The 15195-nt window shown below is 36.3% G+C and carries 11 protein-coding genes; 9 read left to right on the top strand and 2 right to left on the bottom strand.

What is annotated here, in order from left to right; translation table 11 throughout:
• Positions 1-22 precede the first annotated feature (22 nt).
• Positions 23-1219 (top strand): L-talarate/galactarate dehydratase, encoded by a 1197-nt coding sequence (locus A9G11_RS05015; protein WP_065618416.1) that lies wholly within the window; start codon positions 23-25, stop codon positions 1217-1219.
• Positions 1220-1362: 143 nt separating this feature from the next.
• Positions 1363-2655, top strand: a complete 1293-nt coding sequence (locus tag A9G11_RS05010) for an MFS transporter (RefSeq protein ID WP_065618415.1) — start codon at positions 1363-1365, stop codon at positions 2653-2655.
• Between the two features lie 295 nt (positions 2656-2950).
• Here A9G11_RS05010 and A9G11_RS05005 read toward each other — a convergent pair whose 3' ends face one another.
• Positions 2951-4873 (bottom strand): ABC transporter ATP-binding protein, encoded by a 1923-nt coding sequence (locus tag A9G11_RS05005; protein ID WP_065618414.1) that lies wholly within the window; start codon positions 4871-4873, stop codon positions 2951-2953.
• Positions 4874-4968: 95 nt separating this feature from the next.
• On the opposite strand from A9G11_RS05005, the gene A9G11_RS05000 reads away from it, so the two are divergent.
• A complete protein-coding gene (locus A9G11_RS05000) occupies positions 4969-6126 on the top strand; it encodes a sugar diacid recognition domain-containing protein (RefSeq protein ID WP_065618520.1) in 1158 nt (385 codons plus the stop codon).
• 91 nt (positions 6127-6217) lie between these two features.
• On the opposite strand, the gene garD is transcribed toward A9G11_RS05000, so the two are convergent.
• Complete coding sequence (gene garD / locus A9G11_RS04995; protein ID WP_176701236.1) at positions 6218-7756, bottom strand: galactarate dehydratase; 1539 nt, start codon at positions 7754-7756, stop codon at positions 6218-6220.
• A gap of 381 nt (positions 7757-8137) precedes the next feature.
• Here garD and A9G11_RS04990 point away from each other — a divergent pair, with 381 nt between their 5' ends.
• The 6 genes from A9G11_RS04990 (at position 8138) to A9G11_RS04965 (ending at position 15179) form a co-directional block, all read left to right on the top strand.
• Positions 8138-9469, top strand: coding sequence for an MFS transporter (locus A9G11_RS04990; protein WP_065618412.1), 1332 nt, complete (start codon positions 8138-8140; stop codon positions 9467-9469).
• Between the two features lie 35 nt (positions 9470-9504).
• The gene (locus A9G11_RS04985; RefSeq protein ID WP_065618411.1) at positions 9505-10842 is read left to right on the top strand and encodes an enolase C-terminal domain-like protein; all 1338 of its coding nucleotides are present in this window, start codon (positions 9505-9507) and stop codon (positions 10840-10842) included.
• Positions 10843-10883: 41 nt separating this feature from the next.
• On the top strand, positions 10884-12218 hold the full coding sequence (gene gudD / locus A9G11_RS04980) for a glucarate dehydratase (protein ID WP_065618410.1): 1335 nt from the start codon (positions 10884-10886) through the stop codon (positions 12216-12218).
• A gap of 49 nt (positions 12219-12267) precedes the next feature.
• Entirely contained in the window at positions 12268-13038 is a 771-nt protein-coding gene (gene garL, locus A9G11_RS04975) for a 2-dehydro-3-deoxyglucarate aldolase (RefSeq protein ID WP_065618409.1), read from the top strand.
• 38 nt (positions 13039-13076) lie between these two features.
• On the top strand, positions 13077-13958 hold the full coding sequence (garR, locus tag A9G11_RS04970; RefSeq protein WP_065618408.1) for a 2-hydroxy-3-oxopropionate reductase: 882 nt from the start codon (positions 13077-13079) through the stop codon (positions 13956-13958).
• A gap of 63 nt (positions 13959-14021) precedes the next feature.
• A complete protein-coding gene (locus tag A9G11_RS04965; RefSeq protein WP_065618407.1) occupies positions 14022-15179 on the top strand; it encodes a glycerate kinase in 1158 nt (385 codons plus the stop codon).
• The last annotated feature ends 16 nt before the right edge of the window (positions 15180-15195 follow it).

The raw sequence follows: 15195 nt of genomic DNA, 5'->3' as shown, positions 1-15195 counted from the left end.
TATCATTAAAGAAGGAGTTTGTATGTCAATAAAATCTAATTCTGATGCGGTTTCATACGCGAAAGTCATTAATTCTAAAACCGCTGCGGATACGGCAGACCGTATTGAATGGGTTAAAGTTTCTTTAGCTTTTTTACCACTAGCTACGCCGGTAAGCGATGCTAAAGTCCTAACTGGACGGCAAAAACCATTAACTGAGGTAGCAATAATTTTTGCTGAAATTAGAAGTCGAGATGGATATGAAGGTATAGGTTTTAGTTACTCTAAGCGCGCAGGAGGACCGGGTATATATGCTCATGCCAAAGAGTTAGCTGATAACCTACTGGGTGAAGATCCGAATGATATTGATAAAATTTATACCAAATTACTTTGGGCTGGAGCATCAGTAGGCCGTAGTGGTATGACTGTGCAAGCCATATCTCCTTTTGATGTTGCATTATGGGACATGAAAGCTAAAAGAGCGAAGTTACCTTTAGCTAAATTACTTGGCGCTCACCGTGATTCGGTACAATGTTATAACACTTCTGGTGGTTTTCTACATACTCCTTTAGATCAAGTTATAAAAAACGTTGCGATCTCACGAGAGAGTGGTATTGGCGGTATAAAAATAAAAGTAGGTCAACCCAATACCGCAGAAGATATTCGAAGATTAACCGCCGTACGCAAAGAACTCGGTGACGATTTTCCGTTAATGGTTGATGCCAATCAACAATGGGACAGAGAAACAGCAATACGTATGGGACGTAAAATGGAAGAATTTAATCTTGTCTGGATTGAAGAACCATTAGATGCCTATGATATTGAAGGTCATGCCGCATTAACAGCCTCACTAGACACTCCTATAGCCACCGGTGAAATGTTAACAAGTTATCGAGAACATGAACAACTTATTTTAGGTAATGCCAGTGATTTTGTTCAACCCGATGCTCCTCGTGTTGGTGGTATTACACCATTCTTACAAATTATGGCTCTAGCTCATAAACATGGAAGAAAATTAGCACCTCATTTTGCAATGGAAATTCATTTGCATTTAGCTGCAACTTACCCACAAGAACCATGGTTAGAGCATTTTGAGTGGTTAAATCCGTTATTTAATGAACAACTTGAATTAAAGGATGGTCGTATGTGGGTCTCTGATAGATTAGGTCTCGGTTTCACCCTAAGTGAACAGGCACTTGCATGGACAGTAGATAAGTGTGAGTTTGGGAAAAAACCATAACACTCTGGTTTATTGGTTTTTTATTTAGTTTTAATAAGGTTTTAGGTCTTTAGGATAAAAAATCTTATGGTAAAGAATATTACCATTTCAACATTAATTACCAATATTGAATGGTTAATATTCTATTCTCCGGAGGAGAAAACATGAAACAGACAAAGACTAATGTTAGATATATTATTTTGATATTCTTATTTGTAGCAACAGTGTTCAATTATGCTGACAGAGCTACTCTTTCAGTCGCAGCCCCATTTATGAGTAAAGAGCTTGGGTTTGATCCTGCTATGATGGGATTAGCTTTTTCTGCGTTTGGCTGGGCTTATGTAATAATGCAAATTCCGGGAGGTTATATACTGGATAAATTTGGTTCTAGAATTGTATATGGTGTTGCACTGATTGTGTGGTCAATTATCACTGTATTTCAAGGAACAATCTATCTATTTGCCTTTCCCTTTATTACATTACTGGTATTAAGATTTCTGATGGGTGCAGTTGAGGCTCCGGCCTTTCCTGCTAACAGTCGTTTATCAGTCCAGTGGTTCCCAAATAAAGAAAGAGGATTTGCTACTTCTGTCTATCAAGCAGCTCAATATATCTCTCTGGGTGTAGTGACACCATTAATGACAATTATACTTCATACATGGAGTTGGCATTATGTATTTTATTATATTGGTGGCATAGGAGTGTTCTTAGGTCTAGTTTGGCTATGGTACATTAGAGATCCTATGCATCATAAAAAATGTAATCAAGCTGAAATTGATTATATCAAAGAAGGGGGAGGTATTCCTGAATTAGGTTCAGAAAGTAAAAAAACCAAAATTTCATTATTACAGTTAAAACAAGTATGTGTTAATAGAATGATGATTGGTGTTTACATCGGACAGTTTTGTTTAACATCAATTACTTGGTTTTTTTTAACATGGTTCCCAACTTATCTTTATCAAGCTAAAGGCATGTCAATTATAAAAGTTGGTTTTGTGGCTGCAATTCCCGCCATTGTGGGTTTTATTGGTGGAATAACTGGTGGCGCATTTTCTGATTTATTAATTAGAAAAGGCTATAATTTAACGATTGCAAGAAAGCTACCAATTATCTGTGGAATGTTACTTTCAAGTACTATTATTATGGCTAATTATACTGATTCTGATGTGGTAGTTATTACCGCGATGAGTGTTGCCTTTTTTGCCAAAGGTTTTGGTAATTTAGGTTGGTGTGTATTAAGTGATACCTCGCCGAAAGAAGTTCTTGGTATGGCAGGTGGAGTATTTAATATGTGTGGTAATTGCGCAAGTATTGTCACACCACTGGTAATTGGTTTTATTCTATCGGCTACAGGCTCTTTTGATATGGCTATTTTATATGTAGGTTCAATGGGCATTATTGGTGTCATTTCTTATGTATTTATTGTCGGCCCCCTCAATCGACTGAGTTTAAGATAATATCAATTTTAATGAAAATACCGACAATTAAAAACAATACACCACAACTCATTAAACAGCGTATATTTACTTCTAACTTTTTAAATATTTGAGATATTTGTTGGTCATGGCAAATTTAGAAGAAAATCACAGAGTGCGATCTGTGATTTTTTATTTTGATAATAGAGAGTAATAATCAATTTGTTTTTAGTAAGAAAATAACATTATTCCATTAACAGTTTCATACTTATTAGTTAAGTCACCTTGATATTAAATTGATTAAAATCTTTGAAAGATTATGACTTACTAACTCATTTTAAATGGTATTGAAATCTTCTAATTGTTGTTGCAGCTCTAACCATTTAAATTCAGACTCTTCTAACTCATTTTTTAATTGACTCTGGTTAAGTAATAATGCAGTTAATTCCGTTTTTTTATCCATTTCATACATGGTAGGATCTGCTAATTGTTGTTCGATAAGTTGTAATTGCCCGGTTAAACGCTCTATTGTTTGTTCCTCTTTTAATAATTGCTTTTTAATGGGTTGCATTTGTGCGCGTAATTCGGCTTCTTTACGTTTTTGTTCTTTGCGATCTTGAGCTGAAATATTTTGGACAGTTTCATTTTTGCTAATGTTATTATCCCCAGAAGATTGGTTTTCAATTTTCTGTTCTTCGGCAAGCCATTTTTGGTAATCATCAAGGTCTCCTGCAAATGGCTCTACTTTATGATCATGTACCAGATAAAACTCATCAGTTGTAGAACGCAATAAATGGCGATCATGTGAAACAACAACTAACGCCCCTTCAAAATCAATTAGCGCTTCGGTCAATGCTTGACGCATATCTAAATCCAAATGGTTGGTAGGTTCGTCTAATAAAAGTAGATTAGGTTTTTGCCAGACGATTAGCGCTAAAACTAAACGCGCTTTTTCACCGCCAGAAAATGTATTCACAGGCTCATTAACTTTATCACCATGGAAATCAAAACCACCTAAATAATTACGTAATTCTTGTTCGGTAATGTTAGGATCGGCAAGTTGTGTCAAATGCCAAAGTGGTGATTCATCGGCACGTAGATATTCTAATTGATGTTGAGCAAAGTAACCTAATTGTACCCCTTTAGCTAAATTAATATGTCCTTCTTTAGGTAAGAGTTCACCAGCTAAGAGTTTAATCAAAGTGGACTTACCCGCACCATTGCGACCTAATAAACCTATTCTTGAACCTGGAACTAAATTAAGTTTAATTTTTTCTAATACAATTTTATCAGCATAACCGGCAACGACTTTTTCCATCATTAATAGTGGGCTAGGCAGGAATTCAGATGGTCGAAAACTAAAATGAAATGGGTTATCTACATGAGCTGGAGCGATAAGTTCCATTTTTTCCAACATCTTAATTCTACTTTGTGCTTGTTTAGCTTTGGTTGCTTTAGCTCTAAAACGATCAATATAACTTTGCAGGTGAGCAACTTTAAGCTGTTGGCTTTCATAAAGAGACTGTTGTTGTGCCAATTTTGTAGAACGCTGAATTTCAAACGAAGAGTAGTTGCCGGTATATTCAAACAAGCTTTTTTGTTCAATATGAATAATTTTATTAACTAACGGATCTAAAAAATCTCTATCGTGTGAAATTAAAATTAATGTTCCTTGATAATTAGTCAACCACTTTTCAAGCCAAATTACGGCATCTAAATCAAGGTGATTGGTTGGTTCATCAAGGAGTAATAAATCAGAACGGCACATTAATGCCTGTGCTAGATTCAATCGCATACGCCAACCACCTGAATAAGATTTAACAGGTAGAAGCAATTGCTCATTAGAAAACCCTAACCCATGCAAAAGGGTGGCAGCTCGTGAACGAATCGTCCATGCATCAATGTTATCAAGTTTTTCATGTACTAACGCAATTTGCTGTCCATTATTTTGTTGATTAGCTATGTCTAATTGCTGTTCTAATTGTCGATACTCACGATCACCGTCAATAGCATATTCAATGGCAGGGGTATCTAGTGCAGGGGTTTCTTGATTTACCCAAGCAAGTTGCCACTGAGAAGGAATACTTAACGTTCCTGCATCTGCTTGTATTTCTCTTTTTATGAGCGAAAAAAGAGTGGATTTACCACAACCATTTTTACCAACTAATCCTACTTTTTGTTTGGGATTTATGGTTGCAGATGCATTATCTAAAAGTAAATTAGCACCTCGACGTACTTGGATGGAATCAAAGACTATCATGATATTGTTATCTATTATTCAAAATAAAATAAAATATGCTATGCTAACAAAAAATTGTCTTTATGCAAAATCAAAATAAGATCATCAATATGGTAATGAGTCCTTATAGTCTTACTCCAAAAATTGCGCAACAAATTGTTGAAAGAACAATGAAAATCATCGACTGCAATATCAATGTGATGGATGCTAATGGTTGTATTATTGGTAGTGGTGATTTAGAACGCATTGGTGAAATTCACGAAGGCGCGATGCTGGCAATCTCACAAAAACGAATAGTCTCAATTGACAGTACCATGGTAAAACGTCTGCAAGGAGTAAAACCCGGTATTAATCTGCCATTAAAATTGAATGATCATATTGTTGGAGTAATAGGCTTAACCGGTGAACCTTCAGATATACGTCAATTTGGCGAACTGGTCTGCATGTCTGCTGAAATGATGATGGAACAAACGCAATTATTACAAGAGCTTTCTTATGATAATCGTTTAAAAGAAGAACTTATTTTGACATTAATCGATAAAGAAATTTTGCCAGACAGTATGGTGCAATGGGTCAAACGTTTAGATATCGACCTAAATTTACCTAGAGTGGTTGGCATGATAGAAGTAGACAGCGGGCAATTGGGTATAGATACCGCTATGAGTGAGCTACAAAATTTGCAAACACAAGTACAAATATTAAGTAAACATAATTTAGTGGCAATTAAATCTATTACTGAATTGGTTGTTTTGATCCCAGCACTTAACCGTTATGGACGTTGGGATTTATTGGAACATAAGAAAAAGTTGGAACAACTTGTTATAGACATAAAAAATACCACTCAATTAGATATTCGAATTTCGTTAGGAAATTACTTTGATCAACATCCTTATCCGTTGGTTAAATCCTATCAAACCGCCCATACGACTATGATAATTGGTAAGCAAAGAATGCCTGATATTCGAAATTACTATTATCAGCAATTAATTTTACCTGTGCTTTTGCATGGATTAAGTTATGATTGGCAAGCCGAAGAGTTATTATTACCCTTAAAAAAGTTAAGAATGGGTGATAATAATGGTGTGTTACAAAAAACATTACAAACATGGTTTAAAAATAATGTACATAGCGGTAATACCGCTAAAGAGCTATTTATACATCGCAATACTTTAGAATATCGATTAAATAAAATAGCTGGATTAACTGGATTAAATCTAGATAAATTTGATGATAGGTTACTTTTATATATTGGCTTACAATTAGATAGAAACTGATCTAATTTTAACAATCCCCTTAATTTACTAAGAAGATTGTTATAAATAGAAAACGAGATAATGACTCAACAGTTATATTGCCTATTTTAAATCAAGTTATTGGTGCAGGATTGAAAATAGCTAATGGATTATATAATTTCCAATGATCTGACCAAGGCTTTTTACGACCACTTGCAACATCTAAAATTAAATGAAATAGACGCCAACCTATGTCTTCAATTGTTGCTTTACCAAGGGCAATATCCCCAGCACTAATATCAATTAAATCGAACCATTGTTCAGCGACAATATTGCGACTAGACATCTTAATAACAGGTACCATTGCTAGCCCATAAGGGGTTCCTCGTCCTGTTGTAAAAACTTGTAAGGTAATACCTGAAGCAACTTGTTGAGCGCCACAAACAAAATCACTTGCAGGGGTAGCGGCAAAAATCAAACCTCTTTTAGAGGGACGTTGTCCGGGAGATAATACTTCTACAATGGTACTTGTTCCTGATTTGGCAATCGATCCCATGGCTTTTTCGACAATGTTATTTAGTCCACCTTTTTTATTACCCGGCGTCGTATTGGCACTTCGATCAACTTTTCCTGCTGCGAGGTATTCATCGTACCATTGCATTTCACGAATTAACGCTTTACCGACTTCTTCATCAGCGGCTCTTGGTGTAAGTAAATGAATGCCGTCTCGCACTTCGGTGACTTCGGAAAACATAACTGTCGCACCACATCTAACTAATAGATCAGATGCATAGCCAACGGACGGATTTGAAGTAACACCTGAAAAGGCATCACTACCACCACATTGCATACCTACCACTAATTCTGATGCAGGTACCGTTTCACGTTTCCGTTGGTTCAAACGTTGTAAATGCTTTTCAGCGATTGTTAAAATGTGATCAACCATTGCTTTAAAGCCATGCTCATCTTGTAAGGTCACCAGATCATCATCTTGAATTTTGATCGGAATTGTGTCAGGTGTGCCTTTTAAAAGTCGTTCCGGTTGAAGTTTTTCACAACCTAAACTTACAACCATAATTTCGCCACCAAAATTAGGATTTTTAGCTAAATTGTGAATGGAGCGAATTGGAACAATAGCAGCTGGTGCATCTATTGCTACACCACAACCATAGAGATGCATAAGAGGAACAACACCATCCACATTTGGATATTTTGGTAACAAGTCACGTTCTATAATCTTTGCTACATATTCCACGACACCCGATACACAGTTAACACTCATTGTAATACCCAATAAATTACGAGTACCAACTGAACCATCTTTGTTTCGATAACCTTCAAAGGTATAACCCTCTAAAGGTGGAAGTGGCGCGACTTTTTTAGTTGCTATAGCTAATTCATGTAGTTCGGGAGCGGTGGGCATTTGGGTCACAGACTCATTGATCCAACCTCCTTTTTTAATATCTACTTTGGCATAACCAATGACTTCACCATAACGGATGATTTCTTGACCCTGATCGATATCTTTTAAAGCAACTTTATGTCCTTGGGGTACATTTTCAATTAATTCTAATCCGTCAGAAAAAACAGTACCTTTAGGTAATCCGTTGTCATTAACCACAATAGCTACATTATCGATCTCTTTTATTTTAATGTAGAGTGGTTTGGTAATATGATGCTCCATTGCTTGGCTCCCATTAGATTCTATTATTCTACACTTATCTACTAACATCTCTTTATTAATATTATTAATGATGTTTCTATAAGTTTATTGATTAATATATTAAATCTGAATAAAACAAATAGCATTGTGAATATTCATAATTATTTATCTTTTAAAAAGAGTAAATTTATGAATTTGACCAAAAAAAAGTGGTTTATATCACAAAATTAATAGGGTTTTATAAAATTTTGTGAAGGATATAACATTATTTTGTTTATTTGCACAAAAAAAAATAGATTTTTATTTATTATTTTGTTTTATTTCCCAATGATATTTTCATGTTAAATAACCATACTAACTCACAATTAATAATCAGTTAGGAGTTAAAACATGGAACTAAATGAAATAAAACCAAAAAAGACTAACGCCAGATGGCTGACAGTCGTTTTTTTATTTATAGTTACCGCCATAAATTATGGTGATAGAGCTACGCTGGGTATTGCAGGTAAAGCAATGTCAGGAGAACTGGGCTTTGATGCTGCTGCAATGGGTTGGGTTATGTCATCCTTCGGAATTGCATATGTAATTGGGCAATTACCTGGCGGATGGTTGCTTGACAGATTTGGTTCAAAACGCGTTTACTTTTGTAGTATTTTCTTCTGGTCTATTTTTACTTTATTGCAAGGCACCGTACATTTTTTTATCGGCGCTTGGGCAATTATCATGCTCTTTACCTTCCGTTTTTTAATGGGACTTGCTGAAGCTCCTTCCTTTCCTGGTAATAGCCGAATTACCGCCGCTTGGTTTCCTGCAAAAGAAAGAGCAACCGCAGTAGCTATTTTTAATTCAGCTCAATATTTTGCTACAGTTATTTTTGCTCCTATTATGGGTTGGTTAACTCATGAATATGGCTGGCAATCAGTCTTCTTCTTCATGGGTGGTATTGGTATTCTTATTAGTATTGTTACTTTAGTTATTATCCGTAATCCTAAGGATCATCCATGGGCAAATCAAGCTGAAATTGAATACATTACTGAAGGCGGTGCCTTAGTTGATATGGATCAAAAAAAATCAAATGGGAAAAAGGAAGGTCCAAAGTTAAGTTATTTAATTCAATTGCTAACCAATAGAATGTTACTTGGTGTTTATTTAGGTCAATATTGTATCAACTGTTTAACCTTCTTTTTTATTACTTGGTTCCCGATTTATCTTGCAACTCAGCGAGGTATGAATATTAAAGAAGTTGGTTTTGCTGCTGCTATACCTGCAATTTGTGGTTTTGTTGGTGGTATTACAGGCGGGGTTTTCTCGGACTTTTTAATGAGAAAAACTGGTTCACTTTCTTTTGCGCGTAAAACACCAATTATAATGGGTATGTTATTCTCAATGACCATGATTTTCTGTAATTATGTTGATTCTATTGCGCTTGTTATCCTATTTATGTCCATGGCATTCTTTGGTAAAGGTGTTGGTGCATTAGGCTGGGCGGTAATGGCAGATACAGCACCTAAAGAAATGAGTGGACTTGCAGGTGGATTGTTTAACATGTTTGGTAATGCATCAAGTATTGTTTCACCTATTATTATCGGTTATATCGTTGCATGGACAGGTCGTTTTGAATGGGCTTTAGTTTTTGTTGCAGGTCATGCTTTTGTTGCTGCATTTAGTTATTTAATCATTGTCGGTCCAATTAAACGTATGGAATTAAAGAAAAAGGATTAATTTTATATCCTATAAATATTAAAAGGAAATATGTTATGAGTACACAATCAGTTCCTACTATTACTTCAATGCAAGTCATACCGGTTGCGGGTTATGACAGTATGCTAATGAATATTGGTGGCGCTCATGGACCTTATTTCACACGAAATATAGTTATTTTACAAGACAATGCTGGTCATATAGGCGTTGGTGAAGCACCTGGTGGCACAGTAATTGAAAATGCATTAAAAGATGCTATCGCTCATGTAGAAGGTCGCCCTATTTCCATTCTTAACCGTATTGTTAATGATATGCATCAAGGTTATCTTGATACTGATTACGATACTTTTGGTAAAGGAGCTTGGACTTTTGAATTACGCGTTAATGCTGTAGCAGCTTTAGAAGCGGCTTTATTAGATCTTATGGGACAGTTTTTAAATGTCCCTGTTGCTGAGTTGCTTGGTCCGGGTAAACAACGGGATGAGGTAACTGTTTTAGGGTATCTGTTTTATATTGGTGATGATAAGAAAACAGATCTACCTTATGATCAGCCTGCTAAACAAGGGCATGATTGGTATAAATTGCGTCGGCAACAAGCTATGACAACACAATCTGTTGTGGAATTAGCAATGGCAGCTAAAGATCGTTATGGATTTAAAGATTTCAAAATGAAAGGTGGAGTTTTAGCGGGTGAGAACGAAATAGAGACAGTTACTGCGCTAAAAAAACATTTCCCTGATGCAAGAATTACCTTAGATCCTAATGGCGGTTGGTTGCTGGACGACGCTATAAGGTTATGTAAAGGATTAAATGGCGTATTAACTTATGCAGAAGATCCTTGTGGGGCTGAAAATGGTTATTCAGGTCGTGAAATCATGGCTGAATTCCGTCGTGCAACCGGATTACCAACCGCAACAAATATGGTTGCAACCAATTGGCGTGAAATGTGCCACTCAATTATGTTACAGGCTGTTGATATTCCGCTTGCCGATCCACACTTTTGGACATTAACGGGAGCAAGTCGAGTGGCTCAACTTTGTGATGAATGGGGATTAACTTGGGGATGTCATTCTAATAATCATTTTGATATTTCATTAGCAATGTTTAGTCATGTTGGTGCTTCTGCTCCAGGAAAACCTACCGCACTTGATACACATTGGATTTGGCAAGAAGGACAAGAGCATTTAACTAAAAATCCCCTACAAATTATCAACGGTAAGATTAAATTACATGATAAACCTGGTTTAGGTATTGAATTAGATATGGAACAAGTTACTAAAGCTCATGAATTATATAAAAAATTACCAAGTGGCGCTCGTAACGATGGTATTGCCATGCAATATTTGATTCCGGGATGGAAGTTTGATCGTAAACGTCCGTGTATGGTTCGTTAGTATTGATTTAAAAAAATTGGAAATTAAAGAGGTAAATTATTATGAGTTCGTCAACACCGATTATCACGGAAATGCATGTCTATCCGGTTGCTGGTTATGATAGTATGTTATTAAATTTAAGTGGTGCGCATGCGCCTTATTTCACGCGTAATATCGTTATTCTTAAGGATAATTCGGGTAATACCGGAGTAGGTGAAGTTCCTTGTGTTGGTACAGTTACACAAACACTAGAAGATGCTAAACCACTGGTTATTGGTCAATCAATTGGTCAATATAAAAACGTGATGAATCGTGTTCGCACTCAATTTGCTGATCGTGATGTAGGAGGAAGAGGAAATCAAACTTTTGATCAGCGTTCTACTATTCATGTTGTCACAGCTATTGAAGCAGCAATGCTAGATTTATTAGGTAAGTATTTAGGTGTAACAGTTGCATCACTTCTTGGTGATGGCCAACAGCGCGATGAAGTTGAAATGCTTGGTTACTTATTTTATGTAGGTGATCGAAATAAAACCGATCTACCGTATCAAAGCCAACCTAATGATCAGTGCGATTGGTACCGCTTACGCCATGAAGAAGCATTAACACCTGAAACCGTTGCTCGTTTAGCTGAAGCTACATATGAAAAATATGGTTTCCGTGACTTTAAATTAAAAGGCGGCGTATTATCGGCAGAAGATGAAGCCGAAGCGGTCATTGCTATTAAGAAAAAATTCCCTAATGCCCGTGTAACGCTTGATCCTAATGGTGGATGGTTGTTAGATGAAGCAATCCGAATAGGTAAATATTTAAAAGATACGTTGACGTATGCTGAAGATCCTTGCGGTGCTGAACAAGGGTATTCTGGTCGTGAAATTATGTCTGAATTTCGTCGAGCAACGGGTTTACCTACAGCTACAAATATGATTGCTACAGATTGGCGTCAAATGGGGCATACATTATCACTACAATCTGTCGATATTCCATTAGCTGATCCTCATTTTTGGACGATGAATGGTTCGGTTCGTGTCGCGCAAATGTGTCATGAGTTTGGTTTAACTTGGGGATCGCATTCTAATAACCATTTTGATATCTCACTTGCTATGTTTACTCATGTTGGTGCTGCCGCACCAGGCAATCCAACGGCTCTTGATACACATTGGATTTGGCAAGAAGGTAACCAACGATTAACCAAAGAACCTTTACAAATTGTGGGTGGTAAAATCAAAGTTCCTGAAAAACCAGGATTAGGTATTGAAATCGATATGGATCAAGTCATGAAGGCTCATGAATTATTCAAAGGTATGGGACTTGGTAATCGTAATGATGCTGTTGCAATGCAATATTTGATTCCGGGATGGAAATTTGATAATAAAAAACCATGTTTGGTTAGATAATCTTTAATGATTACTATAATAGATTGAGTAAAAAATACGAAGGTAAATTATGAAAAGAACAACATGCCACAATCAATTCAAACAAGATATGTTGGCAAGGAAAAAACTAATAGGTTGTTGGGCTGCTTTGGGCAATCCTCTCTCTACAGAGATATTAGGCCTAGCAGGTTTCGATTGGTTATTACTTGATGGGGAGCATGCCACTAATGATGTATTGTCGTTTATTCCTCAATTAATGGCATTAAAAGATAGTGTTAGCGCTCCTGTTGTTCGTCCCGCATGGAATGATCAGGTATTGATTAAACGGTTATTAGATATTGGCTTTTATAATTTTTTAATCCCTTATGTTGAAACTGTTGAGCAAGCAAAACTTGCAGTATCTTATACACGTTATCCGCCAGAAGGCGTAAGAGGAGTTTCTGTTTCTCATCGCAGTAATGCTTTTGGAACGATTACCGATTATTTCACCAAAATTAATCAAAATATCTGTGTCATGGTGCAAATTGAGACCCAACAATCCGTTGATAATGTAGAAGCCATTGCCTCAGTTGAAGGAGTTGATGGTATTTTTGTTGGACCAAGTGATTTATCCGCCTCATTAGGTCATTTTGGTGATCCAAAACATCCTGAAGTCCAAAAAGCAATAAAACGTGTTTTCGATGTTGCTAAAAACAAAGGTAAAGCTTGTGGTATTTTGGCTCCAATTGAAGCGGATGCACGTCAATATATCGAAATGGGTGCAACATTTGTGGCAGTAGGCAATGATCTAGGTTTATTAAGAAGTTCTACACAAGCACTAGCAGATAAATTTCTAAAATAATTAATATTATTTTAATCGCAATAATAAAGGAGAATAAAATGAAAATTGGTTTTATTGGTTTAGGTATCATGGGTAAACCGATGAGTAAAAACTTGTTAAAAGCAGGTTATTCACTCGTAGTATGTGATAAAAATCAAGCTTCAGTTGACGAAGTCGTTGCAGCAGGTGCGCAAAGTGCGCCAAATGCAAAAGAAGTGGCTAAACTTTGTGATGTGATTATTACAATGTTACCTAATTCACCTCATGTTAAAGAAGTTGTTTTAGGTGAAAATAGCGTGGTTGAAGGTGCTAAAGCAGGTACGACTCTTATTGATATGAGTTCTATAGCGCCGTTAGCCAGTCGTGAAATTCATGATGAATTAGCGAAAAAAGGTTTAAATATGTTAGATGCCCCAGTGAGTGGTGGTGAACCTAAAGCAATTGACGGAACATTATCCGTTATGGTTGGTGGTGATAAAGCTATTTTCGATAAACATTACGATTTGATGAAAGCGATGGCAGGCTCTGTGGTTTATACTGGTGATATTGGAGCAGGTAATGTTACAAAACTCGCTAATCAAGTTATTGTGGCACTAAATATTGCGGCCATGTCCGAAGCATTAGTACTGGCAACTAAAGCAGGCGTAGATCCGGAATTGGTTTATCAAGCTATTCGTGGAGGGCTTGCAGGTAGTACCGTTTTAGATGCTAAAGCACCAATGGTATTAAATCGCAATTTTAAACCAGGATTTAAAATTGATTTACACATAAAAGATCTGCAAAATGCACTTGATACTTCTCATGGTGTCGGAACTTCATTACCACTTACTGCAATTGTAATGGAAATGATGCAAGCACTTAAAACTGATGGCATGGGAGGATGTGATCATAGTGCTTTAGCTCGTTACTACGAAACATTAGCAAAAATAGAAATTAAATAATTATTGATTATATTGAGTATGGAAACATACTCAATAACATTGGCTGATTTTGTAAGGAAAAGTATGAAGATTGTCATTGCACCTGATTCTTTTAAGGAAAGTTTAAGTGCCACGGATGTTGCTAACATTATAAAAGCTGGATTTTCGCAAGTTTATGCTCATGCAAAATATACACTAGTACCAGTTGCTGATGGTGGGGAAGGGACAGTAGATGCAATGGTTGATGCATTAAAAGGACGTAAAGTTACCGTAACAATTACCGATCCATTAGGTGAAAAAGGTAATGCTTTTTATGGTATATCGGGTGATGGACATACAGCTATTATTGAAATGGCAGCTGCTAGCGGATTAGAGCGAGTACCACTAAACAGGCGAAATGCAAAAATTACTACTTCATATGGTACCGGGGAATTAATTAAAGATGCACTAGATCAAGGTTGTACTAAATTTATCATAGGAATAGGTGGAAGTGCCACAAATGATGGTGGAGCTGGGATGCTACAAGCGCTAGGGATTAAACTTTTAGATAAATTTGGAAATCAGATTGGTTATGGTGGAGAATCGTTAAAAGCACTCGATAAAATTGATATAAGCCAAATGGATAATCGTTTAAAGGCATGTGAATTTGAGGTCGCATGTGATGTAACAAATCCATTAACGGGTGAAAATGGTGCTTCGGCTATTTTTGGTCCTCAAAAGGGAGCTTCTCCAGAAGATGTGATATTACTGGATTCGAATTTAAAACATTTTGCTAGTATGATAAAACAAGCTCTTCATGTCGATATTGAGCAGATCCCCGGCACGGGTGCTGCGGGAGGTATGGGCGCCGCACTATTAGCATTTTTAAACGCAAAATTACGACCAGGAATTGAAATTATTACCAATCTACTCAATCTTGATACTTTAGTAAAACAAGCTGATTTAGTGATCACCGGTGAAGGTCGTTTGGATTATCAAAGTGTTAATGGTAAAGTACCGGTAGGCGTTGCTCAAATTGCCAAAAAATATAATAAGCCAGTTATTGCTATCGTCGGTAGTATAGGGGATAAAGCAGAAGCGGTTTATCCTTATGGTATTACTGCAATGTTTAGTATTTTATCTAAAATTTCAACATTATCCGAAGCCCTAGATCCACAAACAGCAAAAGCTAATCTTTATAATTCAGCAATGAATATTGCTTTAACATTAAAGTTAGGTCATAGCCTTAAAGATGATCATTAATAAAAATCCCTTTACC

The sequence above is a fragment of the Gilliamella sp. wkB108 genome (assembly GCF_001690195.1).
GTDB lineage: Bacteria > Pseudomonadota > Gammaproteobacteria > Enterobacterales > Orbaceae > Gilliamella > Gilliamella apicola_L.
Note: the sequence above shows the minus strand (reverse complement) of the source record. Positions and strands in the feature narration are given on the sequence as shown.